22 protein-coding genes and 2 pseudogenes are annotated in these 24832 nt (G+C 39.0%); 7 read left to right on the top strand and 17 right to left on the bottom strand.

Features of this window, described 5'->3' with window-relative positions:
* The 13 genes and pseudogenes from ftsZ to GZ996_RS06910 form a co-directional block, all read right to left on the bottom strand.
* Positions 1-1284 (bottom strand): cell division protein FtsZ, encoded by a 1284-nt coding sequence (ftsZ, locus tag GZ996_RS06855; RefSeq protein WP_161978514.1) that lies wholly within the window; start codon positions 1282-1284, stop codon positions 1-3.
* Between the two features lie 20 nt (positions 1285-1304).
* Positions 1305-1493, bottom strand: coding sequence for a cell division protein FtsA C-terminal domain-containing protein (locus GZ996_RS12215; protein ID WP_380433848.1), 189 nt, complete (start codon positions 1491-1493; stop codon positions 1305-1307).
* Positions 1469-2663 (bottom strand): annotated as a pseudogene (gene ftsA / locus GZ996_RS06860) (cell division protein FtsA); the annotation flags it as partial. The gene GZ996_RS12215 and the pseudogene ftsA, both read right to left, overlap by 25 nt.
* A gap of 158 nt (positions 2664-2821) precedes the next feature.
* Positions 2822-3511 (bottom strand): 5'-methylthioadenosine/adenosylhomocysteine nucleosidase, encoded by a 690-nt coding sequence (locus GZ996_RS06865; protein ID WP_156805358.1) that lies wholly within the window; start codon positions 3509-3511, stop codon positions 2822-2824.
* Between the two features lie 605 nt (positions 3512-4116).
* Positions 4117-4371 (bottom strand): cell wall synthase accessory phosphoprotein MacP, encoded by a 255-nt coding sequence (gene macP / locus GZ996_RS06870; RefSeq protein WP_156805359.1) that lies wholly within the window; start codon positions 4369-4371, stop codon positions 4117-4119.
* A gap of 2 nt (positions 4372-4373) precedes the next feature.
* Complete coding sequence (locus tag GZ996_RS06875; protein ID WP_156805360.1) at positions 4374-4925, bottom strand: NUDIX hydrolase; 552 nt, start codon at positions 4923-4925, stop codon at positions 4374-4376.
* A gap of 386 nt (positions 4926-5311) precedes the next feature.
* Complete coding sequence (gene glmU, locus GZ996_RS06880; protein ID WP_156805361.1) at positions 5312-6691, bottom strand: bifunctional UDP-N-acetylglucosamine diphosphorylase/glucosamine-1-phosphate N-acetyltransferase GlmU; 1380 nt, start codon at positions 6689-6691, stop codon at positions 5312-5314.
* Between the two features lie 302 nt (positions 6692-6993).
* On the bottom strand, positions 6994-9726 hold the full coding sequence (locus tag GZ996_RS06885; RefSeq protein WP_162011668.1) for a GBS Bsp-like repeat-containing protein: 2733 nt from the start codon (positions 9724-9726) through the stop codon (positions 6994-6996).
* Positions 9727-9777: 51 nt separating this feature from the next.
* Positions 9778-10761 (bottom strand): Gfo/Idh/MocA family protein, encoded by a 984-nt coding sequence (locus GZ996_RS06890; RefSeq protein ID WP_162011669.1) that lies wholly within the window; start codon positions 10759-10761, stop codon positions 9778-9780.
* A 70-nt stretch (positions 10762-10831) separates the two neighbouring features.
* Positions 10832-11704: a DUF4300 family protein gene (locus tag GZ996_RS06895; protein WP_162011670.1), complete on the bottom strand. Its 873-nt coding sequence runs from the start codon at positions 11702-11704 to the stop codon at positions 10832-10834.
* A 239-nt stretch (positions 11705-11943) separates the two neighbouring features.
* A complete protein-coding gene (locus tag GZ996_RS06900; RefSeq protein WP_161981038.1) occupies positions 11944-12609 on the bottom strand; it encodes a hypothetical protein in 666 nt (221 codons plus the stop codon).
* A gap of 1 nt (position 12610) precedes the next feature.
* Positions 12611-13459, bottom strand: a complete 849-nt coding sequence (locus GZ996_RS06905; protein ID WP_161978521.1) for an ATP-binding cassette domain-containing protein — start codon at positions 13457-13459, stop codon at positions 12611-12613.
* The gene (locus tag GZ996_RS06910) at positions 13456-13824 is read right to left on the bottom strand and encodes a GntR family transcriptional regulator (protein WP_156805367.1); all 369 of its coding nucleotides are present in this window, start codon (positions 13822-13824) and stop codon (positions 13456-13458) included. Before GZ996_RS06910 ends, GZ996_RS06905 begins: the two co-directional genes overlap by 4 nt.
* 166 nt (positions 13825-13990) lie before the next feature.
* Here GZ996_RS06910 and GZ996_RS12110 point away from each other — a divergent pair, with 166 nt between their 5' ends.
* From GZ996_RS12110 to GZ996_RS06930, 5 genes are read left to right on the top strand one after another with little or no spacing between them, the layout of a single operon-like run.
* Positions 13991-14119: an SPJ_0845 family protein gene (locus tag GZ996_RS12110; RefSeq protein WP_269747706.1), complete on the top strand. Its 129-nt coding sequence runs from the start codon at positions 13991-13993 to the stop codon at positions 14117-14119.
* Complete coding sequence (locus GZ996_RS06915; protein WP_161978523.1) at positions 14106-14285, top strand: hypothetical protein; 180 nt, start codon at positions 14106-14108, stop codon at positions 14283-14285. Before GZ996_RS12110 ends, GZ996_RS06915 begins: the two co-directional genes overlap by 14 nt.
* The gene (locus GZ996_RS06920; RefSeq protein ID WP_156805369.1) at positions 14266-14463 is read left to right on the top strand and encodes a hypothetical protein; all 198 of its coding nucleotides are present in this window, start codon (positions 14266-14268) and stop codon (positions 14461-14463) included. The genes GZ996_RS06915 and GZ996_RS06920 overlap by 20 nt, the downstream gene beginning before the upstream one ends.
* On the top strand, positions 14463-15359 hold the full coding sequence (locus tag GZ996_RS06925) for a permease (RefSeq protein WP_162011671.1): 897 nt from the start codon (positions 14463-14465) through the stop codon (positions 15357-15359). Before GZ996_RS06920 ends, GZ996_RS06925 begins: the two co-directional genes overlap by 1 nt.
* Positions 15359-16174: a TIGR03943 family putative permease subunit gene (locus GZ996_RS06930; RefSeq protein WP_161978525.1), complete on the top strand. Its 816-nt coding sequence runs from the start codon at positions 15359-15361 to the stop codon at positions 16172-16174. Before GZ996_RS06925 ends, GZ996_RS06930 begins: the two co-directional genes overlap by 1 nt.
* Positions 16175-16380: 206 nt before the next feature.
* Here GZ996_RS06930 and metG read toward each other — a convergent pair whose 3' ends face one another.
* Both metG and GZ996_RS06940 read right to left on the bottom strand, forming a co-directional pair.
* Complete coding sequence (gene metG / locus GZ996_RS06935) at positions 16381-18441, bottom strand: methionine--tRNA ligase (protein WP_162011672.1); 2061 nt, start codon at positions 18439-18441, stop codon at positions 16381-16383.
* Positions 18442-18574: 133 nt separating this feature from the next.
* Positions 18575-19909: a M20 family metallopeptidase gene (locus GZ996_RS06940; protein WP_162011673.1), complete on the bottom strand. Its 1335-nt coding sequence runs from the start codon at positions 19907-19909 to the stop codon at positions 18575-18577.
* A 147-nt stretch (positions 19910-20056) separates the two neighbouring features.
* On the opposite strand from GZ996_RS06940, the gene tehB reads away from it, so the two are divergent.
* The gene (tehB, locus tag GZ996_RS06945; protein ID WP_162011674.1) at positions 20057-20965 is read left to right on the top strand and encodes an SAM-dependent methyltransferase TehB; all 909 of its coding nucleotides are present in this window, start codon (positions 20057-20059) and stop codon (positions 20963-20965) included.
* Positions 20966-21049: 84 nt separating this feature from the next.
* Here tehB and GZ996_RS06950 read toward each other — a convergent pair whose 3' ends face one another.
* Together GZ996_RS06950 and GZ996_RS06955 are read right to left on the bottom strand one after the other, a co-directional pair.
* Entirely contained in the window at positions 21050-22720 is a 1671-nt protein-coding gene (locus GZ996_RS06950) for a hypothetical protein (RefSeq protein WP_162011675.1), read from the bottom strand.
* 178 nt (positions 22721-22898) lie between these two features.
* Positions 22899-23349 (bottom strand): annotated as a pseudogene (locus tag GZ996_RS06955) (GTP pyrophosphokinase).
* Between the two features lie 290 nt (positions 23350-23639).
* Here GZ996_RS06955 and GZ996_RS06960 point away from each other — a divergent pair.
* On the top strand, positions 23640-24467 hold the full coding sequence (locus tag GZ996_RS06960; RefSeq protein ID WP_156805376.1) for an exodeoxyribonuclease III: 828 nt from the start codon (positions 23640-23642) through the stop codon (positions 24465-24467).
* Positions 24468-24832 lie beyond the last annotated feature (365 nt).

Raw genomic sequence — 24832 nt, forward strand, 5'->3', positions numbered from 1 at the left:
TTAACGATTTTTAAAGAATGGAGGTGTTTCCAATTCATCATCACCTTCAAAGCTATCTTTGAAACTTGTTACAGATAATTGACTATCTAACTCACCTTCTGTTGGTCGTGCAATAGGATCACGACGAAGATTCCAATCACCAAATGGACTTTGTGAAGAGGTTTGGGTAGGTGAATTTTCTTTTGCCATAGTTGGCATATCTGACGGCTCTGCCATGTCAAATTGAGCAGGAACTTGACGATAAGTCGTGGATGGAGTCACAGGTTGGCTAAAAGTACGTTGAGATTGTTGATTTTGAGCAAATCCTCCAATCACACGTTGAGTTTTCTCTTGACCAACACCTGTTGCTACAACAGTTACTCTAATTTCATCGCGCATATCTGGATCAATTGAGGTCCCTAACCAAATATTAACGTTGCTGCCAGCCGCTTGACTAACAATCTCTGATGCCTCTTCTGCTTCTGTAAGAGTCATATCAAGACCACCAGTCACGTTAACAATGACATCTTGAGCACCATCAATTGTAGTTTCAAGGAGCGGAGAGTAAATAGCCTTACGAGCCGCCTCAACAATACGCTCTTCACCAGAACCGATACCAATTCCCATAAGGGCGTTGCCTTTATTTGCCATGACCGTTTTAACATCCGCAAAGTCAAGGTTAATAAGCCCTGGGCTTGTAATAAGATCTGTAATCCCTTGAACACCTTGTCGGAGAACATTGTCTGCTTCGCTAAGAGCTTCCATAAGAGGAGTTTTCTTATCAACAATCTCAAGAAGATTATTATTTGAAATAATCAACAGCGTATCAACATGCTCACGTAACTCTTGAATTCCCTCAACGGCAAAGTTACCACGTTTATTTCCTTCGAAACCAAACGGACGAGTTACAACTGCTACTGTCAATGCACCAAGTCCTTTTGCAATACGTGCAATAACCGGAGCAGCTCCTGTACCAGAACCACCACCCATACCAGCAGTAATAAAGACCATATCTGCTCCAGAAAGTGCCTCTGTTAAAACTTCCTCACTTTCTTCAGCCGCTTTACGCCCAACTTCTGGTTGGCCTCCAGCACCAAGTCCACGAGTTAATTTAGGACCTAACTGAATAACTGTTTCAGCTTTTGATGAGCTAAGAGCTTGGATATCAGTGTTGGCAGCAATAAACTCAACACCCGCTACTCCTTCATCAATCATACGGTTAATGGCATTACCACCACCGCCACCAACACCGATTACTTTAATGATTGCGCCAGTTACAGACGCTGCATCAAATGAAAATACCATTTTATTCCTCACTTTAATAATTAGTCAAACATAGAACCAAAAATATTACGCATACGATCACCAAACTTTGGTTTGTCATTGATTTTCTCTTCTGTAGGAACCGGTGGCTCTACAACTCGAGTCTCAGTAGACATATGAGACTGTGGCGTTACCGGCTGCACAGGAGCAACTGTGTAAGTTGTCGTCATGTCAATCGGTTTACGTCTCAAAAGTTCCTCATTATGAACTGCATTTTGTGCAATTGCTTCAACCTCTGTCATGTTACCTACATATTCCACAAGACTGATAACGTTAGCAAACATTGGATTACGAATACCAACTTGATTTGGAATATAAAGTTTAACAGTAGTTCTAAAAATCTTCTCTGCTAGTTCAACAACACCGGGTAAAATTGCTCCACCACCAGATAATACTACACCACCTGGCATATCAAGTACTCGCCCACGGTCTAAATCTTGTTTTACACGTTCTAAGATGTGGCGAACACGCGCAGAAATAATCTCAGATAAGTAACGCTCACTGACATCAATTGGCGAGGTCTCACCAACAACATCAACTTGAACGGTTTCTGTTGTACTTGATGCGTCAACGTCTGCATTGCCAAAATTAAATTTCAAAGCTTCTGCAATATCACGAGAGGTTTTCAAAACTTTTGAAATATCTTTAGTAACATAGTCTCCACCTTCAGCATAAATATTAGTGTACTGTAATTCCTGATTACGCATAGAAGCAACCGTTGTTTGACCACCTCCCATATCAATTACAGTAGCACCAAACTCACGCTCACCTTCATTTAATACTGTTTGTGCCATAGCAAGCGGAGAAATCACGATATTTTCAAGAGCAATGCCTGCTTTTTCAACTGCTTTACGCAAATTGTGAAGAATCGTACTTGGACCTGTGTAGAGAATACCACGCATCTCTAGACGAATTCCCATCATTCCACGAGGATCTTTAATACCTTGGAATCCATCAATAATAAATTCCTCAGGAATTAGGGTAATAACTTCACGTTCTGGAGTCACACTCTTTGTAAGAGCCGACTTAACAACGCTATCAACGTCTTCATCACGAATCTCTTTTGTTTCACTTGGTACTGGAATCATGCCTTGGGTTGATTCAATCTGCAAGTGATTAGCTGGCAAAGCCACATTTACTTTATCAATGCTTACTCCAGCCTTTTCTTCAGCTTGTTCAACAGCAGTTTTAATGGCTCCAGCTGCTACGTCAATATCAACGATAATACCGTCTTTGACACCTGCGCTTTTAACCTTGCTTACTCCAATAACATTCATTTCGCCACCGATAAATTCAGCGACTAGTACCTTAATCGTACTTGTTCCAATATCTAGACCTGTAAAAAAGCCACTTCTAGCCATTCACTTGACTCCCATTCTTACTGTTCTTGCTGGTAATTTTTGCTATTTTACCACCTTACGCTATTATAACATAAAAAAACATAAATTGTCTTTATTTTCCCCATTTTTAAGGATATTATCGTAAGTTTTTTTATTTCTGTCACATTATAGTCACGTCTTTATAATAATTGTAAAAAAGTTAGAAGAATCTGAGCTGATTTTTCTCCCGCTTCAATGATAAACTCATCAAAACTAATATTGGCATCATGATTAGCACTGTCACTCATCGCTCTTACCACAACAAAAGGTTTCCCAATATTCTGCGCTGCTTGAGCAATGGCTGCTCCTTCCATTTCAACCGCTAGAACTTCTGGAAAATTTGCCTTAATCCCATTGAGTTTTTCTTGACTTGCAATAAAACTATCTCCAGTAGTGATAAGCCCTATGTGACTTGATAATTGTTTTTCGTGTAGTGCTTTTTGGAATATGAAAACTAAGTGACTATCACTTTCAAAATATAAAGGTTGTCCAGCCATTTGTCCGTATGAATAACCAAAAGCAGTAACATCAACATCATGGTAAGCAAGCTTATCTGCCACAACAACATCACCAATCATAAGCCCATCTGAAACCGCTCCTGCAGAACCAGTATTGATAATGGCATCAACATTAAAATGGTCTGCAAGGATGGCTACACTCATCGCTGACATGACTTTTCCGATTCCTGATTGAACCAGTACTACTTCATGTTGAGCAATTTTGCCAGTATAATAGTTTTTTCCAAGTACTTTACTTTCTTTTGCATTTTTTAAATGTGGAATAAGAGTTCGTAATTCTTCTTCCATAGCAGCAATAATTCCAATTTTCATCTTTTAGTTTAAGATAGCCTCCAAAATTATAAAAGAGATTTCCCAACAAAACAACACCTTAGAAAATCATTTTTAATATTTTCAGCTCCTGTTCAATTAGAGATTCTAACCAAACAATCCTTTCTATAAATTTTGTATTAAGCCAAAATCAAAAATTAGTTTTTTGTTTTTTCTTAAAAGTGCAGACACTCAGAAAGTCTGGGGGATAAAACTGCTAATGTCAGCAACAAAACCTTCATTAATAGATTTAAACCTAAGTATCGCAGAAGATGTTTGGCTGTACTTATCAACTACTCAACGGAGGCCAACCTAATCATTCTTGCGAGGGCACGACTACGGCATTGATTCTCAATTTCTGTAATCCTTCCAAAAGTTTGTCCTTCTCAAGAATAAACTCTGAGTTCTCTCATCTCTAAATTTAGGATTTTGTCGTTCTCCTATCTCTCAGCAACATATTTTGATAATCTCTCCCTGGGCTGTCAGCCTCCACCAGATGGTTTCACCAATAAAAATCGCCATATGGGGAAAGAAATATTTTATTCTCCACTATATAGCTCATCAATGGTATGAGGACTTAAAACTTTAATTTTGATTTTGAATGAGTATTACCAGTTAAAAATAGCATATGCTAACAGACATAGCAATACTAAAATAATTGCTAGAATCATATTAAGTTTCCGACGAAATTGATTTTTTTTTGCATTCTCAATACGTCTGCTTTTTATGATTCGATCAATATCAATTTCTTCAATCCTTATGGTTTGACCAGTTTTTAATTCATGCTCATAAAGTAGCTCTTCTAAATCTTCACCATGATTGTAACGTTCAATAATTTCATCTGTCAAAAGCGGTTGGCTCATGACTATTTCCCTCCAACTGTTAAAGCAAAATACTGCAGCGCCATAATTGTTTTGGCATCACAAATATCACCTGTTTTTATCAATTCTAGACACTCATCCAGACCTAGTTCAACTATTTCAAGAACCTCATCATCATCTTTGGGACGGGGATTTGGTACTTTAACAAGATCAGTCGCCATGTAAAGTCTGATTTTTTCATTGCAAAAACCAATAGCTGTATAAAACTCATACAATAAGTTGAGCGCAGCTGTATAGCCAGTTTCTTCTTCAAGTTCCCGTAAGGCAGCTTCTGTTTCAGAACCGTGTTCTCCAACCTCTAATTTTCCAGCAGGAATCTCATAGGAAATTTTTTCAATGGCCTTACGGTATTGCTTGACAATAATGATTTTATCGTCTGGAGTCACTGCCAAAATAGCTACCGCCCCTTTGTGAAAAATTAATTCCCTTTTGGCTTGGCCAAGATTATTTGGTAATTCAACATCATCAACTGCCACCGTAAAAATATGACCTTCAAATTTGATATCTCGTTTCAATGTTTTTTCTTCAAAATCCATGTTATCTACCTCTTGATTTCCTTGACTTATTTTACTACAAATCGTTTAGAATTGCTATTCAATGTTAAAATAGTAATTAAATAAACCAGTTTAAGTACTGCCTAGCTAAAAAACAAGCACTTTCAAAGAGGGTGGGACAAAACTCTGAACAATAAAACAAAAAACGAACAAAGGTTATCTCTTATATATTTAAAGAGCATCTTTGTTCGTTTTTATGTACATTTTATTAGAAAAGTAGATTTATTGGTATAGATTTTCTAAACTAAAAATCTTTTTGTACCAGCCTCCGTATTTTAAAATTTTTCAATTTCTTATTTTCCTCCAAGCCAAAAAAAAGCGATAGCTTTGAAAAATTAACTTTCAAATGCTATCACTTTTGTTAACGATTATCTTTTACTTGGGTGATATGGGAAATGTTTCGCATATCCATCTTTATTCTCCTGACGACCACGTCCGATAGCAATTGAATCCTCTGGGACGTCTTTAGTTACGGTTGAACCGGCAGCTGTTACCGCCCTATTTCCAATAGTCAATGGCGCAATAATGGTTGAGTTGCTTCCAACAAAAACATTATCTCCGATAGTCGTCTTAAATTTATTTTTTCCATCATAATTAGCAAGAATGGTGCCTGCACCAAAATTCACTTCTGTACCAACTTCAGCGTTACCAATGTATGTAAGGTGTCCTGCTTTGCTATTTTCTCCAATCGTAGAGCCTTTAACCTCTACAAAATTACCAATATGAACATTTTCAGCTAATACTGATTCTGGACGAATATGGGCATAAGGTCCTACCGTTACACCATCTGCTACTGTTGACTCTTTAATCGTAGAGTTAGTAACGACTACTCTTTGACCAATGTTAGAGTCTACGATGCAAGTTCCATTTGTCAAAAAGCTCTCTGAACCAATCTTCGTTTGACCTTTTAGGGTCACATTAGCCTCAATCACCACATCTGGTTCGATGACAACGTCCACTTCGATATAGGTTGCTTCAGGATTTTGGAAAGATACTCCGTTTACCATGTGAGCTTTGTTAATACGATTGCGCATAACACTTTCTGCTGTGGCAAGTGCAACACGGTCATTAACACCTAGGCTCTCGTTGAAATCACGAAGAACATATGCTCCTACCTTTTCACCATTTTCACGGAAAATAGAAATCACATCTGTTAGGTAATATTCTCCTTGTGCGTTGTTTGTATTAATATTTTTTAGTGCTTCAAAGAGACGCTTGTTATCAAAAACATACGTTCCAGTATTGATTTCTTTGACTTGTTGTTCAAACTCTGTCGCGTCTTTTTGTTCAACAATCTTAGTCACTTCACCATGTTGGTTACGGATAATGCGACCATATCCAAATGGATCATCCGCTGTTGCGGTTAAAATTGTTGCGACATTTTTATGATTGACATGGAAATCAATCAGATTTTTCAAGCTCTCACCTGTGATAAGGGGCGTATCACCCGCAATAACCAAGGTTTGCCCTGCTAGCCTTGCTAACTCTTCTTCAGCCATCATAACGGCATGACCTGTTCCTAGTTGCTCTGTTTGAAGAGCAAATGAGGATTTGCCAGAGAGTACTTCCCTCACTAGCTCTGCTTTATGCCCAATGATCGTTACAGTTTTCTCTGGATTAAGAGCAGAAACCGCACGAAATACATGTTCAAGCATTGTGATACCAGACACTTTATGTAACACTTTTGGCAGATCGGATTTCATGCGAGTCCCTTTGCCCGCTGCTAAAATAATGGCGTAGTTTGACATCAGTTTTCCTTCTTTTCTTTCATTTACCTTTTCATTATAACATAATCATTCTTAAAAATTCAAAAGTAACCAGACAGAGAATAAGGAAGCAAAGCTGACAAAAAAGTCCCCTAGCACCTTTGAAAATTATAGAATACTGATTTATCCATGCCTGCTCACCGATAAACCAAACTAAGTTTACTTCACAGTCAATATAAAGCAATTTTTTAAATTCTTTTAACCATCTACACACTATCCAGTCAGATATTAATTTAGCCTGAGTAGGATTGAATGATAATACACTCAAATCAGATGACTCTAGACTAGTTCCTATAATCGCCACCCTCAAAACCATAATATTCTTCTAAAGACTTACCAGAATGATAAATGTCGGTTGCTTCACGTCCAACAAAACGAATATGCCATGCCTCTGGCATATAGCCTGTTATATGTTCTTTTCCTTGCTTATAACGTACGACAAATCCATATTCATGAGCATGGTTTGCCAACCAAGAAACTGCATTGGGTTGAGCTAATAGACTACTATTCCCACCTAAAACATCAAAGGCTAGCCCAAGTTGATGCTCACTGTGTCCTGCCCTTGCTGAAAAACGATCAGCTTCTGCTTGACCGTACAGAGAGACGTAATTCCAATACAATGATTGCTGAGTGCTATAGCTGCGGTACCCACTATAGGAATGGCTAATATCAAATCCTAAACTTCTCATTTTATTCGTTAAGTTGATAAAAGCCGCCTTAGCAGTTGGATTTTCGCCAGGTGCATATTGACTACTTACTGAATATTTTTTATTAGCAATTATAATATTGTCATACTTACCTTGGATACTATAATATAATCCATTGTAAATCACCTTAGGCTTAGGTGCCACAATACCATCTACTACCTCATTAGCTACAAACTCCCGTTTACCACCGTCATTAGTCACATACAAATGCACATAATACTTACCACTTGTGTACTTGTGATCACTCGCTCTAACCGTCAAACGATAGTTCCCATCCGCCTGCTTGGCGGCTGTGTACCACACGATGTCATCTTGACCTCCAGCTTCTGACCAGGTCGGTAATTGGACTAAGGAAACGCCTCCTACTGACTTCAAGTCAGAAACGACAACCTCAAAGGTCCCCTTCTCCTTGTTCACATTTTCAATAGCTATGGTCGCTGTTGGTTTTGGCAAGGCCTTAACCGTTACCTTATCACCATCTAGGAAAATCAACTTCCCATCACTAGTCCGACCATAACTATGGATGTGATACACACCGGTATCATACTGATGGTCTTTGATGTTTACCGTTAAGCTATAGCTACCATCGGCTTGTTTTTGTGCCTGATACCACTTGAGATCATCTTGGTCTCTCTGAGCTGACCAAGTGGGTAAGATAACCGTTGACAGGTAACTTGGAACATTCTTTACGGTCACCTTAAAGCTCGTTGCTGTGACTGATTCAACAGTCGTTTCTGCCTTCGGTGTAGCGACGTTATAGGTCTTATTGGCATTCAGGAAGATGTTCTCTTCCTTACCGGCGTTCCCATAAACATGAATGTGGTAAAGTCCACTGGCATATTGGTGGTCCTTGATATTTACCGTTAACCGATAGCTCCCATCTCCTGCTTTTTGAGCGATGTACCATCTGATATCATCTTGACCATTCTGATCACTCCATGTTGGAATCCGAATCTGATCAATGTAGCTTGGCACATTTCTTACCGTAACGGCAAATTGGTCATCCTTAACCCCAACAACTGTTGTTTCGACAGCTGTCTTCGGATGGTTATAGCTTGCCTTGGCTAGGAAGGTTTTCTTTTCTCCTACCTCACCGTATAGGTGAAGTTGGTAACCCTCTGTCTCAAAATGATGCTGGTCAAGGCTCACTGTCACTCGGTACGTTCCGTCTGAATGTTTCTGGGCACGATACCACTTGAGGTCATCTTGGTCCTTCTGAGACGTCCAAGTTGGTAAGACCACACTGGTATACTTGGCTGAAACGTTACTGATTGTCACCTCAAACTGACGATCATTGCGTGGACTCACACTTAAGGTTGGGGCTTTAGGAACAGGTTGAGCGTAGCTAGCTTGACCAACATAAACTTTCTTACCGTTAGGTTTCCCTTCATAATAATGAAGGTAGTAAAGGCCTGTCGAAGAGTTGTGGTTATCAATATCAACAGACACCTTATAGCGTCCATCGCTCTGCTTTTGCCCCTCATACCAGATGAGATCGTCCTGGTCATGAACAGACGACCAAATCGGCACATAGAGTTTATGGAAGTAGCTCGGCACATTTGAAATGGTTACCTCATAACTCGTTTCACTGGTCGCTTTAATCTGGGTATCCAGTTTTGGAGGGGTGAGGGTAATGCTTTCTGAGATGATAAAGTTCATCTTGCCTGTCGCTTTTTGGCGGAAATAAGCATGGAGGTGATAGAGCCCATATTCCCAATGGTTATTATAAGGAACAGTGGCTTGACCTTTTGGCAGAGAATACCAGATGAGATCATCCTGATCACCCGCTTGAGACCAGACCGCTACTTGGAGGTCACTCTCTGCTGGAATCTCTTCCGTGTAGGTCAAGGTCATACTTTCTGTCCCTTGAGTGACTGTCAGAGGCTTTTGGACCGTTGAATCTGTCACGGGAGCTTCTGAGGTTTTCGCTTTGGAGACATCTTCTGTTAGCTTTGTGTCAACCTGAGGAACAGTCACACGGGATGCTGTCCTTGCTTCTTCTTTAGGTTCTAGCGTCAGTACTCTTGATGCCTCACTGACTTCAGGAGACGAAGTCACCGCTTCGGTCACCGGCAAGTCAGCGACTTGTGAAGCAGAGTCAGTCGTGGAGGTACTGGGTACTTCAACAGGAGTCTGTGTTTCTGACGGAGCAGTTGTGCTCTCAGAGGTTTCTGTGGCAACGACTGCAGACGTTTGAGAAACTGAAACCTGCTCCTCTGCTTGGGCAAGCGTTGAAGGCGTCAGAAAAGCAGCTGCTGCTACACCTGCAACTACCCAACGTTTTTTAGCTTTGTACATTTTCTTTTTCATTAAAATCTCCTTGTTGATATTAACTATCAATATCAATGCCCTTTTTAGGGTTTAAATCTCACTTACTTTGGAGTTCATACTTTCAACCGCCTGCTCTAAGACTGTCATCACGAGACGACTATGTTCCAGGGCCACATCACGCGCAGCAAGATCATTTTCTCTAATAATATGTTCAAATGCTACAAACTCTGCATACATGCGGTGATGCGGGGTATTGGCATTTTTGAGTTGAGATTTTTCCCCATTCAATGTCAGACTTATTTCAGGCATCGTATTTGTTGGGCCTAAAATTGCAATTGCTCCCTTATCACCTTGAAGTGTTGATTTTATTTCAGCAGAGCAATCTTTTGCACCAATAGTCACTGCCTTAAAATTGCCATAATCCATAATTAATATCCCAGAGGTATCCACTCCCCGTTCCATATTGGCAAGGTATTGGACTGATTGCGGAGCTCCAAATAAGCCGACTACCAAGTGAATATTATAGATATTCAAGTCACGCAAAGCACCGCCACCCATCTCTGGGTTAAAAGCTGGCGCAATTTCACCACGTTTAAAGGCATCGTAACGTGAACTGTATTGAGAGTAATTACATTCCACAATTTTAAGCTTGCCCAACTGCTTCAAATTTTCTCTGATATAGTGAAAATTCCCTAAATACTGATTAGTAATCGCTTCAAGCAATATTAGCTTTCTCTGCTCTGCTATGACCATTAAATCCTCAAATTCTGCCAATGTAAGGGTAAATGGTTTCTCACAAATCACGTGTTTACCTGCCAATAGAGCCTGGCGTGCATAGTCATAATGAGTGTGATTTGGCGTGCCAACATAAACAGTATCCACAATAGGATTGGCTAAAATGTCGTCATAAATGCTAGTTGCCTGTGCTATATCATATTGCTGAGCTAAGTCTTCTGCCGTAGCAATCGAACGTTGTGTTGACATAATCGCCACTAATTCTATCCCATCAATTTCTTGTAAAACCGGTAAGACTTCTTTAACAATCATACCTGTTCCCAACAAAGCTAATTTCATCTTTGCTTCCTCTTTGCTTTTTTAATAAATTGTCTAATAACAGTTGAATTTAACATTAAATTCTAATTGATTAGCCGATAAAGTCCCTGTCATTCTCCATAATGAATGGCTTTGTACTTCCAGATGTATCCGTATCATACTTTGCCATAAGATAATCATGCAACGCTTTCTTGTCAGCAAATTTCAACACCTGATAAGGTTCTTCAAAGGATATCTTTTCAATAAATAAGTACCCCCCCTCTGAGGGAAAAAGCATTCCTACATGACCAATAAATAATTTTGTCGCTACTCCATCTAATTGATCATGAAACCAGACGGACACCATAGTCACATTAGATTTAGCAAAAGTGACACCTTGTTGTTTCCAGTATTCTTGGACCTTTTCCAAATGAATTTTTGTATCGTTAATATTTTCCGTTGCTACAGCACTAAAAAGAATCTTAAAATTCTCCTGTTCCTCAGGTTTAACTTGGTAAATTGCTGGCGCATCCACTAGAGCTTCCTTATCAATAAAAAGCAAACTATCATCAGCTGGAAGGGTTGGTGATAATTTAATCATGGATTTAACTAGTTGAAAGGTTGTTAAGCGGCAATTATAACCAGGAAACAAGGGAAAGTGGTTCGACCATTTATCACTGATAACTCCTATATCATAGATAGGTATTAAGCTTTTTGAAGTACCGTAATCAGATTGGACTAAACTGTCTGTAGGGATATGTTGATTATAAAAATTGACTTGTTCAAAAAAGAGGTTGATATCTTCTGCTGGTAATAATTTACTTAAAGACTTCGCAACATCATTTTGTGTTTTTTTATCAAGAAGATTTGAATATGTAATTGTATACTTATCTGGTTTATTTAATGATTTTTGGGACTTATGTTGACAAGCAACCATAAACATAACAAGCAATACAGATAACACAAGCACTTTTAATTTTCTCACGAATCCAGCTCCTTTTCTAACTTATTATAGCATAAAGAGGCTGGGAAAAAGTACCCCAACCTTCTATTTTTTATAACACTGACCCTTTGACCACATGCTTGATTGTAGGTCTGCAACTGGACATTTCTTCATTTTAAGCGTCCCCTAAAACATCCACTGGACAGTCTCAGCCAGAGTTTAAAATACAGAGAGTACAGGAAGTCAAGACATCGAAATAATGACCTCCCCACTCTCAAATCCTATTTATAATACTCTTTACTATTATGTTTATAAATACTAAACCAAAGCAGAGCTAAAAGAATGACAAGCAGTCCTAATTGAGTAACTTGCAAAGCTGTCTCTAACAACCATGCCAAATACTCTCCAGCTCCCATATCCCAAAAAACACTAAAAGTCCAAACCAGCACAATAATACCTCCGAGAAGCAAGCCACGTCCATTAGCGGTTACCTTATTAAATAAGAGGGCAAGGTGGACACCCAAAATCCCAAAAATCAAATGGGCTAATAAAATAGAAAGGTAACCTCTCACAAGTTCAAGTTGAGACAGCTTGCCATCTGTAGTAACAAGAGACAACAGAACATTATCGGGATACGTTTTATCAATAACCGGTGTTAAAAAGGCTAATAACAAGAAATAGATCAGCGCAAAAGTCAGCTGTCTTGCTACCAAGCTCAAGTAAAAATCCTTTCGACTAACACCAATCTGAGCAAACTGACGAAACATAACCGCTACTCCTGTCATTCCAAACACAAAACTGATTACATACATCAGGGGATGAATCGTATAGTGAGCTTGCCCTGCATTAACATTGATAATCCCTCTATGGATAAACAAACTCCCCAACATCACCGGCAAAAAATAGCATAAAGGTTTTAATTGATAAAAATATAGCTTTTTAAACATCCTAGACCTCCTGTGTCAGATAAATCAAGTAATCTTGCAAATTGAGAGATGTCATCTCAACCTCCGAAGGAAGTTGAGGAGGTCGATTTCCCAAAATCACTACCTGTTTGGTTTTTCCAAGAGTGCTCGTCTCAAGGATTGTCTTTCCAAGCGACAATTCTGTGACCAAATGCTTAGGTCCCGTCAAAGTATAACCTTTTGTAAGCAGGTGTTCAACAGCATCCTGAACCTTGATTGTCCCCTTGTCAATGATAATCACCTCTTCCAACAGTGGGGCAATTTCCTCAATTAAATGACTTGAGACAACAAACGTTCTGGGGCGTTTGTCGTAGGCTAATAGCAGAGCTTGATTTACTTTTTTACGTTGGGCTGCATCAAGTCCTAGAACTGGTTCATCTAACAGGACATAATCAGCTGACACGGACAAGGCAGCGATAAGTTTTGCTACGAATTGGTAACCTGTTGAAAGTTTGATTATTTTCTTTGATGAATCTAAACCAAATAACTGAATCAACTCCTCCGCAAATTCACCGTCAAACTTATCATCAAACTTGTTTAACCATTTGAGCTGTTTTGCCATAGACCAATTGGCAGGTAGCCAATGTTCAGTTGACACGAGGTAAATACGTTTCTGCTGCAGACTATCTTTTCTAGGATCAATGCCATCAAGAGAAATCTGTCCAGAAGTTTCCGTGAGTTGATTAGCAATCATTTTTAAAGTTGTTGTTTTACCTGCACCGTTTCTACCTAGAAAACCGTAAATCGTCTTTTCCTTTAACTCGAATGAAACTCCAGATACGACCTCTTTCCTGCCGAAACGTTTTGACAAATTTGAAACCTTTAATGTCATTGATCATATACCTCCTCAATGAGTTTTAGTAGCTCTGCTTTTTCCAAACTAAGTCCCTTAGCCATGTGAACCAGCTCCTGGACCTGTCGTTCACTAAAGTACGTCTTTCTTTTTTTCTGTAAAATGGCTAGCGCACCGCTTGTCACAAAAGTTCCCATACCTCGACGTTTCTCAAGAATGCCTTCCGCAACTAAAAGATTCATCCCTTTTAGAACCGTTGCTGGATTGATTTGATAGGCTGCTGAAATTTCTGTCGTAGACGGAACCTGCTCTCCCTCAGCATAAATTCCTTGAAAAATGGATTCCTCTAACTGCTGAGCTACTTGCTGAAATAGGGATACATCGCTATCATAGTTGAACTTCATTGTTTCCTCCTTTCTTGGTTATATAGTTAGTTACTTATATAACTAACTATATAACTAAAAACATGATATGTCAAGAAAAAAAAAACTAAATTACCTAGTCAATTTTTATTAAAAAATTAAAGTTTAGAATATGGTATAATGATAGAAAAAATAAAGGAGACCTCTCATGGCATTAACCTATAAAAAACAAGATGAATTAGAAAAAGTCCTTGAATCATTCGCAAAACTCCCTGACCTTGAAAACGTTACTTTTCCAGAGTTAATAAAAAAGGAAGAGGCACATGACAAAAAATAAACGTGATACATTTTTTTATATCGTTGTAGGTCTTATTACTGCTTTTGTGGCTAGTTTTCTCCAACAAGGTTGGCAACGATTTGTCATTGTCGTTTTGATTATAGGATTAGCTGGGTATGCCTATGAAAAATGGAAAGGAACATCAAATGGCAACAAACAAAAATAAGAACACTGATAATCAACTGGCAATAGGGATTTCATTAGGACTTAGTTTGGGTACTAGTATCGGATTAATTTTCGGAGAAATGTTTGGAAAGCCTTTACTCGGATTGAGTTATGGACCTAGTATCGGAATGCTACTAGGACTTATAGTTGCCCTACTCTCTAAGGAAAAAGGTGACTAATGCTAGATTTTTTACCTAATCACGTCTTACAGTGGATGGCAATTTTTCTTTCAATTATTATAGAAGCTCTGCCTTTTGTTTTAATTGGCGCCATTCTTTCAGGTTTTATCGAAGTTTTTGTCACACATACGGTCGTTGAACGGTTTCTTCCCAAAAATAAAGTCTTGCGTATCATTTTTGGTTCCTTGATTGGATTTATTTTTCCGTCCTGTGAGTGTGGAATTGTCCCTATTATCAACCGTTTTTTGGAAAAACAAGTGCCGAGCTACACAGCAGTACCCTTTTTAGCAACTGCTCCCATCATCAATCCCGTTGTGCTTTTTGCCACTTATTCTGCTTTTGGAAATAGCTGGCGCTTTGTATTCTTACGTCTCTTTGGAGCTATCCTCATTGCCCTTGTTTTAGGATTACTACTAGGTTTTGTGGTCGATGATAATATTCTAAAACTAACTGCGCAGCCTAACCATTTCCACGATTATTCAGATAAGACTCTCTGGCAAAAATTATTTTACGCTTTGGCACATGCCATTGATGAATTTTTCGATGTCGGACGTTACTTAATCTTTGGTACTTTGGTTGCTTCTGCCATGCAGATTTACTTACCAACAAGGATTTTGACTTCCATCAGTACGACACCCCTTTTAGGAATTCTGATTCTGATGCTCATGGCCTTTATCCTATCTCTGTGTAGCGAAGCGGATGCCTTTATCGGTGCTTCGCTCCTTTCAAGTTTTGGAATTGCACCTGTCATGGCTTTTTTACTAATTGGTCCAATGGTGGATATTAAAAACCTACTTATGATGGCTAAATCCTTTAAACCGTCATTTATTTTCTTTTTTGTCGGTACATCTAGTCTGATGGTCATCATTTATTGCTTAGTATTGGGGGTGATGTAATGATTCGATTTTTGATTTTAGCTGGGTATTTTGAGATGTCCATGTATCTTTACTTATCTGGAAAACTTGACCAATATATCAATATTCATTACACTTATCTGGCCTATATTTCTATGGTGCTCTCGCTAATTCTTGCTATCGTTCAACTGGTGATTTGGGTGAAAAACCTTAAGGTGCACAGCCATTTGTCTGGGAAAATAGCGGTGCTAACCAGTCCGATCATTTTGATGTTTCCCATCTTCGTTGCCCTGCTTGTCCCTACAGTAACCCTCGACGCAACTACTGTATCTGCCAAGGGCTATAACTTCCCCTTGGCCGCTGGTTCGGACCCTGAAGTTGCCGAGCAAGAAGGTTCTGATATCCAGTATCTTAAACCAGATACCAGCCTCTATTTCACCGCGACCAGCTACCAAAAGGAAATGCAGAAAGCTCTGGCGAAATACACTAAACACAACCTAGTAGAGATTACAACCGAAAATTACATGGAAGTGATGGAGCTCATTTATCTCTATCCTGATGATTTTCTTGGAAAAAGCATTCGCTTTACAGGTTTTGTCTACAATGAACCTGAACATGAAGGACATCAATTTCTGTTCCGATTTGGCATTATCCACTGTATTGCAGACTCAGGCGTCTATGGTCTTTTGACCGCAGGGGGAACACAAACTTATCAAGACAATACTTGGATAACTGTCACAGGTCATCTAAAATTAGAATACAACCAACAACTAGAACAAAACCTTCCAGTCCTCCAAATCGAAAATGAAAAACAGGTCAACCAACCTGATAATCCTTATGTTTATCGTGTGTTTTAAGGAAAGAATTTTATGGATGTTATAACACTTTTTAAGAAATTACTTCCTGCCATTATCGGCTTGTCACCATGTTATCTTACCCAATATGCGTTGGCAGACAAGACCTCTCATCCAAGACTTAAAACAATCCTAATTTATCTACTATTGCCCATATATTGAACAGATAAAAAACAGCCTCGCAATTGAGGCTGTTTTCAATGTACTTTCTACCCAATCACGCTTCCATTTGGAACACTTGGATCAACTGTTAAGACTGTTAACTTACCATCATGTTCTGCTGAGAGAATCATGCCTTGGCTGATGTATTTTTTCATCATTTTGCGTGGTTTGAGGTTGGCAACGATTTGAAGTTTTTTGCCGACCAATTCTTGTTCATTTGGATAGAATTCGGCAATGCCTGACAGGATTTGGCGGTCTTCTCCATCGCCTGCGTCTAAGCGGAAGCAGAGAAGTTTATCAGAACCTTCTACTTTTGAGACTTCCTTAACTTCTGCGACACGGATTTCTACTGCATCGAAGGTTTCAAATTTAACCTCATCCTTAGATAATTTCAATTCGACTTCTTCTGGGTTCCATTCTTTTTCAGCAGCTGGTTTGCCTGCTGCCATTTGTTCTTTGATATAAGCAATTTCTTCTTCCATGTCAAGACGCGGGAAGATTGGTGTTCCTTTAGCAACGACTGTCACACCTGTTGGTAGACCAGACAATTCAAGGTTTTCAAGGTCAAACTCACTACCTAGTCCAAGTTGTTCCATGATGGCATTTGAGGTTTCCATCATAAATGGTTGAATGAGGTGAGCCACCATGCGCAGACTAGCTGCTAAGTGAGCCATAACAGCAGCTAACTGCTCTTTGTCTCCATCTTCTTTTGCGAGTACCCACGGAGCTGTTTCATCAATGTACTTGTTGGTACGAGAAATAATGTTCCAAACAGCTTCCAAGGCACGAGGGTAGTCAACCGCATCCATGTTTTTATGATAGGCTACTAGATTTTCTGCAACAACTGCTGCCAAATCAGCATCAAATTCAGTTGACTGTGCAAAGGCTGGAATGGCACCGCCAAAATATTTGTTAATCATGGCAACCGTACGGTTGAGGAGATTGCCAAGGTCATTAGCTAATTCATAGTTGATACGACCTACGTAGTCTTCTGGTGTGAAAGTACCATCAGAACCGACTGGCAATGAACGCATGAGGTAATAGCGAAGTGGATCCAGGCCGAAACGTTCTACCAACATTTCTGGGTAAACAACGTTACCTTTAGATTTAGACATTTTACCATCTTGCATGACAAACCAACCATGGGCAATGAGACGGTTTGGCAATGGCAAGTCAAGCGCCATCAAGATAATTGGCCAGTAAATGCTGTGGAATCGTAAAATATCTTTCGCAATCATATGATTAACTTCTGATGCCACTTGAAATTCCCAAGTTTTACCAGTTTCATCTGTCCATGATTTTGTGACAGTATTACCTAGCCAAAACTTGTCAAAGTTCTCACTATCAGCTTGCCCATAACCAAGAGCTGTCGCATAGTTGAGTAAAGCATCAATCCAAACGTAAACCACGTGTTTTGGATTTGATGGAACTGGAACTCCCCATGTAAAGGTTGTACGTGACACAGCCAAATCTTCCAACCCTGGCTCGATAAAGTTTTTCAACATCTCATTCATACGAGAATTTGGGCTGATAAAATCTGGATGAGCTTTAAAGAAAGCTTCTAAATGTTTTTGGTACTTGCTAAGTTTAAAGAAATACGATTCCTCTGTAACTAACTCAACTGCGTGTCCAGATGGGGCTACACCACCGATGACATTTCCATTTTCGTCACGATAGACTTCTGCTAACTGGCTTTCGGTGAAAAATTCCTCGTCCGATACAGAATACCAACCTGAGTATTCACCAAGGTAAATATCACCCTGCGCTAGCAATTTTTCAAAAGCAGCAGCGACAACAGCCTCATGGTAATCGTCAGTTGTGCGGATAAATTGGTCATAGCTAATGCCCAAAAGTTCCCACAGCGCTTTAACCCCAACAGCCATACCATCCACATATTCTTGTGGTGATAATCCTGCTTCTTCAGCTTTTGTTTGAATCTTTTGACCATGCTCGTCAAGACCTGTGAGATAAAAAACATCCTTGTTCATCATGCGCTTGTAACGTGCCAAAACATCACAGGCAATAGTTGTCGTAGCGTTACCGATATGCAATTTACCAGATGGGTAATAAATCGGTGTTGTAATGTAAAATGAGTTGTTTTCTGTCATTTTCTAAATCCTTTCAAGGCTAATGAAACCTGATTTTTGGACTAGCTATAAAAATTTTTTATAGTTTCTAATCAATTGGTATTATACCATTTTTTTAAGTTAAAAAAAACTCCCAAATGGGGAGCGTTAATTGTTACTCACAAGCCAAACGATATACTGCTTCTGCGTAGATGTCCATGGCCTTGTAGATATCTGATAAAGCTAGATGTTCATTTTCTTGGTGTTCGGTCTTGTCTGAGTCTGGGAAACACGCGCCAAAGGCAACACAATTTGGCATGGTACGGGCAAAGGTTGCACCTCCTGATGCTTTGGCTGGGGTCATGTCCCCTGTCTTATCTTGATAAACAGACATGAGGGTGCTTACCAATTCACTATCTTGAGGGACATAAAGCGGATCTAAATAATCGTGTTCAACATAGGTTAGACCGTAGTCACTTGCTACTTCTTTCAACTCCGCCACTAATTGCTCAACGTCAGCAAGAACTGGAATCCGTAAATCTAAGCGAATTTCCGAAAACTCATTGGTAATGGTTAAGCCAGCTATATTAAAGGATAAATGGCCTGATTCTTCATCCCAGATGTTACCAAGTAGTTGAGCACCCGTTGCGTCTTCACCAACGCCTTTTACGATAAAGTCTAAAGCGGGATGCTCAACTAATTCTGTCAAGCCTTTGGCTAATCTCACAATAGCATTGATCCCAAGGGGAGCGTCCTTAGTATGCTTGGCAAGTCCAAAAACGGTAACAGCATCAGCTTTTTCCTCAAAAGCAAAGCCAAGAGAAGTCAGAATTGGAACTAAATCAGATGTTAAGTGACCTTGATAGGTTGCCTTAGCTGGAACAACGTTGTAAGCCTCACCAGCTTCGAGTGACAGGTCCTTGCTTCCTGGTCCAAGGAGACGAGCCTGTAAGAGCCCCTTTTCAACGTAGATGACTGGGAATGTTGCATCAGGCGCAAAGCCCATGGTAGCCTGTTCTTCTTTCTCAGTAAAAGAACGAAGACAACGCCACAAGGTCTCCTCATCTGTCCCAAAGATAAAACGAATCCGTTTCGTCAATTTTTCACCACTGTCCATCAGAGCTTTGACCGCAAAGAGTGCCGCCATTGACGGGCCTTTATCATCTTGAACACCACGACCATAGAGATTACCATCTCTGATAACAGCTTCAAAAGGATTGCTGTCCCATTTACTCAAATCTCCCTCTGGAACAACATCCAAGTGACAAAGAATAGCTAGTAAGTCGCTACCTTCCCCAATCTCTGCGTAGCCGTAATAACCGTCTGGGTCTCTATAAGTTTTAAACCCTAATTCGCTACAAAGGGTTAAAGTATCTGTCAGTACATCAGATATCGCCTGACCAAACGGCGTTCCATTCTCACCTTCATGGCATACGGACGGAAAAGCAACTAAGCGCTGGATGGCTGAAATAATTTGCTCTTTATGAAATTCTTGAATAAATACTTTCATCTTGATAGTCTCTTCCTTCAACATTATTAATTTATATAATATGACAATTTTAATGTATTTATATCAATGATTAGTTAATCGTAATTATTTTACAGTTGAAACTTTCCAATATGATATAATGGACGAAATAACTCTAGAGAGGTCACTATGAGAGTAACTTATGAACAACTAATGTGCTACAAAAGCAATCCCATTTGGACTGCTGAAACCATGCCTGACACCATCAAAGTACGCCACAATACAAAAATTGGAACTTATGGTAAACTAACCGTTCTAAAAGGAGCGCTCTGCTTTTTCGAGATGGATGAGAAGGAACAGATTTTAGCTGAACATGTATTCACTTCAGACTCTGAAATCCCCTTTGTTGAACCACAAGCCTGGCATAAAGTTGCTGCTGCAAGTGATGACTTGGAATTCCGTTTAGATTTTTACTGCAAGCCCGAAGACTACTTGTCAAAAAAACATGGATGGACTAGAACACACTCAGAGGTCATTGAAGCAGCTCCGCTATTTGGCACTAACTCAAAAATTCTTGATTTAGGCTCTGGTCAAGGACGTAACTCGCTTTATCTTAGCATGCTCGGTCATGATGTCACCTCTGTAGATGCAAATGGGCAAAGCCTTGTTATGCTAGAAAATATGGCTATTGAAGAAGATATTCCATCCAAGATTGATTGGTATGATATTAACGAAGCTAACCTTACTGACATCTATGATGCCATCATTTCAACAGTTGTCTTCATGTTCTTAGACCGTCAAGCTGTGCCTGAAATTATCTTCGATATGCAGGCCCATACTAAAGTTGGAGGTTATAATCTTATTGTCTGTGCTATGGATACCCAAAAACATCCCTGTCCAATGCCTTTTTCATTTACTTTTAAAGAAAATGAGCTTCGCCATTACTACCAAGATTGGGAATTAATTAAATACAATGAAAACCTTGGGGAATTGCATAAAACTGATGAAAATGGAACTCGCCTCAAAATGCAGTTTGTTACCATGTTAGCTAAAAAAATAAAGAAGCAAGAAAAATTCAACTCTCAGTCCTTCTTTTAAATATGAATAATCTAAAAAGGCATTAAATGAGCGTTTGTTATCATCTCGCCACTCAATGCCTTTTACTGTTTTCTAGATTCTCTATTATTCAGTTGGTTTTAAAGTAAGATTAGTGAGATAATTATCTTTACTAAGTTCTCCTGCAAACTGATCGCCAACTTTGATAAATGGTAGATTATCTGGTGTAGTTGTACTTGCTTTAACCTTATAAATGGTTTCGCCAGATTGTAGATAGTAAATAGTGGTTCCGTTAATAGTCTGAACCGCCAAAGCTTCTACCATCCCTGAAATACTACTTTTCTTAGTGGTGCTACCGTTTGTTCCAACACCTGATAGAACTCCTGTATCAGCATCTGTAAATTGAGCGATAAGACTGGCAATATCATTATTAACGGTTACTTGTTGATAATCTTCAGCATCGACAAGGGCATAGGATTTCACAAGCCCAGCATCATCTTTTAGTGATACTAGATAAAAAGCTTTGCCATTTAACTTTACTAAAGAAGGAGCTGTCGCACTGTAATTCTTTTCCTGAACCTCACCTTCTGCGGACTCTTGCGCTGCTGACTCTGTAGCTGAAGCAAGTTTATAGTTAACAATCTCACGTGTGCGCATATTAACTAAGATAAATCCTAGATTTGAAGAATCAGCTGTTGCTGAGGTAATTCCTGTGTAAAGATAGATGTCACTACCAATACTAATGTAATTGTAAATATCTGTTGTTTCTTTCACTCCAGTCTGGCTAAATACCGTATTCCAAAAACCTTTTTGGTAAGTATAATAGTCATCGATGCGTGTAATCACATTATTAGCCGAAAAGACACGGTCAACCCAATTAGGGATATCTGCCAATCCATATTCCTTGGTTTCACCTGTTACGGCATTTAGTAGCACAACACCTTTTGGATCGTTTGCACTAAGCATGAATTTGGGCTCATAAATAGTGGCTACATAATAAGGATTTCCTTCATCATCAACTTCAAAAGACGGATCTCCGAAAATCGTAAATGGATAGCGCAAGCGCAAGTGACGCATTGTGTCATTAAAGAAATATTCAGAGTCAGAATACTTCATTCCCTGATCAAGTTTTGCCAACTCCGCCTTACCTGTTGTTTGATTAACTTTGACATAATAACCGATACCCTCATTATGATTGCTCAGCCATTTCCAAAAACTTTTATATTCAAGCGGAGACACACGATAGGGTTGCTCACCGATTGTAATCTGACGATAATCATCTGAAATACCAAATTGAGACACTTTATCAATAGTTCCTAAGTAAGTATCTCCAATTTTCTCAGCAGATGAACGGTCAAGCAGGGCTAATTTGGTAATATCCGTTTCTGGAAAATCTTCGATAAAATCTTTTTCAGTCACCGTAATGATATTAGCGTAGCTTTTTGCCCTAAAAATGCGTGAGTTAAAGAAACTTAGAACTGTCATCAAAAGAAAAATGATCGTCGCTAATGTTAAAGAAAATCCCAAAGGCTTTAGATAACGTTTAAAATCAATGGTAACATCACGCGCCACACCATGGCGACCAACCTTGTTATTTTGCAACACCTTTTTTCCGGCGGAAATTGTGTTGATAGCACTTAACAAGAAGAAAGCACCTGCCAACAACACCAAAACCCAAATCATGAAGAACCAGAATTCTGAACTCATCGGATTAATAGGCGGAAGGTAAATCCAGTAACTTCCCAATAAAATCACTCCCCACAAAATCCAAACCGTCGATTGAAATCCCCTTTTCATGGTAGCACCTCCTATAACTTTGATTTTATTATATCATATCTCTAATACAAGTAAAGCATTTACCTTTTTCTTTGTCTAGGCAACTTCTTCTGCACGATTTTTGACTAAATCAACAACCTGTATAATACTTTTCAAAACAGGCATTTGATTTTCAAATTAGGAGTTAAATGGGATTGTATCACTTCACAAAACCTCGTTTATACTTGATATGGCTAGTAATATTCTTTTCCTCATCTTTATCATCCCTTCCCATGGATAGTAAAAATTGCTCTCATTTTTAAAATAGACATGAATGCCAACATACTCATCTTTATCACGAAGATACCAATTTTTCAAACCATATTCTTCTCGCCAGTCATCTAAACGCTCCAGAACTTGGCCAATTTCTTCAGAAGTTAAAATCATGCGTGCGCCAAAAATATTGTTTAAAATAGAATTGATTGAGTAACCTTCTTCTCTGTCTTTAAAACGTTCAATCTTATCTAAGATCAAATCGGCTCAGTTGGAATTTTGGCAAAGGTATGTTTTAAATTAATTTTTTCCACCTTACCTGTTTCAAAATAGTCTTTTGAAAACTCAAAATGTAAACGATTGATTTCACTAATCAAACATTCCACTTTTTCAATCATCATTTGTCCTCCAATCATTTTTCATTCCAGCAAAACTAGCCTGAATTTATTAACAGAAATCGGATAGCTATTCCTTTGATTTCTTTCGTTATACCATTTTTTACCAGCTTATACTCGCATAATGACGCTTGGCTTACTCATATTGGTAAAACTTATTGCTAATAAATTCCTTAACAATAGCTTTTATAAAAAACCATCATCCACTCCCAAAAAACTCAAATCCCTAAAGTCGCGTAGATAGCTCATTTTTGATAAAATATAAAAAAGAAAACTAGAAAGAGAACCTTTAAATGAAACTTATTTCTTGGAATATTGATTCCCTAAACGCAGCTTTGACTGGTACTTCTCCACGTAGCGAACTTTCACGCGCGGTACTTGATACCCTAGTCTTTGAAAATGCAGACATTATTGCTATTCAAGAGACCAAGCTCTCTGCAATTGGCCCAACTAAAAAGCACTTGGAAATCCTAGAGACTTATTTTCCTGATTATAAGAACGCTTGGCGTTCGTCAGTTGAGCCTGCGCGTAAAGGCTATGCTGGTACAATGTTTCTTTATAAACAAGATTTAAATCCCATCATCACTTTTCCAGAAATCGGTGCTCCAACTACAATGGACTCTGAAGGCCGTATCATTACACTTGAATTTGACAACTATTTTGTCACTCAAGTTTATACTCCAAATGCTGGTGATGGACTAAAACGTTTGGAAGACCGTCAAGTTTGGGACGATAAATACGCAGACTACCTAGCAGAGCTTGATAAACAAAAACCAGTCCTAGCAACTGGTGACTACAATGTCGCTCATAAAGAAATTGACTTGGCAAACCCAGCAAGTAACCGACAGTCACCAGGTTTTACTGATGAAGAGCGTCATGGATTTACCAATCTATTGGCAAAAGGCTTTACTGACACCTTCCGTCACCTTAACGGAGATGTTCCAAGCGCCTATACTTGGTGGGCACAGCGCAGTAAAACCTCTAAAATCAACAACACAGGCTGGAGAATTGACTACTGGCTAACTTCCAATCGTGTAGCAGATAAGGTAACTAAATCAGATATGATTGACTCGGGTGCCCGTCAAGACCACACACCAATTGTATTAGAAATTGATTTGTAATTAAAAAGATTGCTTCAAGATAAAACTCACAATTTTCATCTTCCCACGCAGAAGCTCTTTACATCCAACCTGTAAAATAGTAAACTACTGAGGTGCATAAAAACAAGGAATTTCCCTTGGACTGATTCGAAAACTTCCCAGAATAAAAAAACTAAGTGCCCTAAATTGCTGGTTTGTCCCAACCTCTTTGATAATTGATTATTCACTTTTCTGGAACAAAAGAACCAAGCAAGATAACTGAACTGCTCCCTGTCAAGTGGACAATGAAATAATAAAAGATTAAGCAACGGCCTTGTCCCTCAATTCAAGAGGGGCAAGGCCGTTGTGCTTCTCTTGAAATCGTTCGTTATTGTAAAAATAGATAT

The organism is Streptococcus sp. S784/96/1, from assembly GCF_902729355.1.
Lineage (GTDB): Bacteria > Bacillota > Bacilli > Lactobacillales > Streptococcaceae > Streptococcus > Streptococcus caledonicus.

What these genes read in the sequence shown, in the direction of transcription:
- ftsZ (WP_161978514.1), bottom strand. Translation starts at nt 1,284, where the DNA reads ATGGTATTTTCATTTGATGCAGCGTCTGTAACTGGCGCAATCATTAAA.
- macP (WP_156805359.1), bottom strand. Translation starts at nt 4,371, where the DNA reads ATGAGCCAACCGCTTTTGACAGATGAAATTATTGAACGTTACAATCAT.
- GZ996_RS06940 (WP_162011673.1), bottom strand. Translation starts at nt 19,909, where the DNA reads ATGAAAGTATTTATTCAAGAATTTCATAAAGAGCAAATTATTTCAGCC.
- GZ996_RS06910 (WP_156805367.1), bottom strand. Translation starts at nt 13,824, where the DNA reads ATGAAGTTCAACTATGATAGCGATGTATCCCTATTTCAGCAAGTAGCT.
- glmU (WP_156805361.1), bottom strand. Translation starts at nt 6,691, where the DNA reads ATGTCAAACTACGCCATTATTTTAGCAGCGGGCAAAGGGACTCGCATG.
- GZ996_RS06960 (WP_156805376.1), top strand. Translation starts at nt 23,640, where the DNA reads ATGAAACTTATTTCTTGGAATATTGATTCCCTAAACGCAGCTTTGACT.
- GZ996_RS06905 (WP_161978521.1), bottom strand. Translation starts at nt 13,459, where the DNA reads ATGACATTAAAGGTTTCAAATTTGTCAAAACGTTTCGGCAGGAAAGAG.
- GZ996_RS06885 (WP_162011668.1), bottom strand. Translation starts at nt 9,726, where the DNA reads ATGAAAAAGAAAATGTACAAAGCTAAAAAACGTTGGGTAGTTGCAGGT.
- tehB (WP_162011674.1), top strand. Translation starts at nt 20,057, where the DNA reads ATGAGAGTAACTTATGAACAACTAATGTGCTACAAAAGCAATCCCATT.
- GZ996_RS12110 (WP_269747706.1), top strand. Translation starts at nt 13,991, where the DNA reads ATGGCATTAACCTATAAAAAACAAGATGAATTAGAAAAAGTCCTTGAA.
- GZ996_RS06890 (WP_162011669.1), bottom strand. Translation starts at nt 10,761, where the DNA reads ATGAAATTAGCTTTGTTGGGAACAGGTATGATTGTTAAAGAAGTCTTA.
- GZ996_RS06920 (WP_156805369.1), top strand. Translation starts at nt 14,266, where the DNA reads ATGGCAACAAACAAAAATAAGAACACTGATAATCAACTGGCAATAGGG.
- metG (WP_162011672.1), bottom strand. Translation starts at nt 18,441, where the DNA reads ATGACAGAAAACAACTCATTTTACATTACAACACCGATTTATTACCCA.
- GZ996_RS06865 (WP_156805358.1), bottom strand. Translation starts at nt 3,511, where the DNA reads ATGAAAATTGGAATTATTGCTGCTATGGAAGAAGAATTACGAACTCTT.
- GZ996_RS06930 (WP_161978525.1), top strand. Translation starts at nt 15,359, where the DNA reads ATGATTCGATTTTTGATTTTAGCTGGGTATTTTGAGATGTCCATGTAT.
- GZ996_RS06925 (WP_162011671.1), top strand. Translation starts at nt 14,463, where the DNA reads ATGCTAGATTTTTTACCTAATCACGTCTTACAGTGGATGGCAATTTTT.
- GZ996_RS06950 (WP_162011675.1), bottom strand. Translation starts at nt 22,720, where the DNA reads ATGAAAAGGGGATTTCAATCGACGGTTTGGATTTTGTGGGGAGTGATT.
- GZ996_RS06875 (WP_156805360.1), bottom strand. Translation starts at nt 4,925, where the DNA reads ATGGATTTTGAAGAAAAAACATTGAAACGAGATATCAAATTTGAAGGT.
- GZ996_RS06915 (WP_161978523.1), top strand. Translation starts at nt 14,106, where the DNA reads ATGACAAAAAATAAACGTGATACATTTTTTTATATCGTTGTAGGTCTT.
- GZ996_RS06900 (WP_161981038.1), bottom strand. Translation starts at nt 12,609, where the DNA reads ATGTTTAAAAAGCTATATTTTTATCAATTAAAACCTTTATGCTATTTT.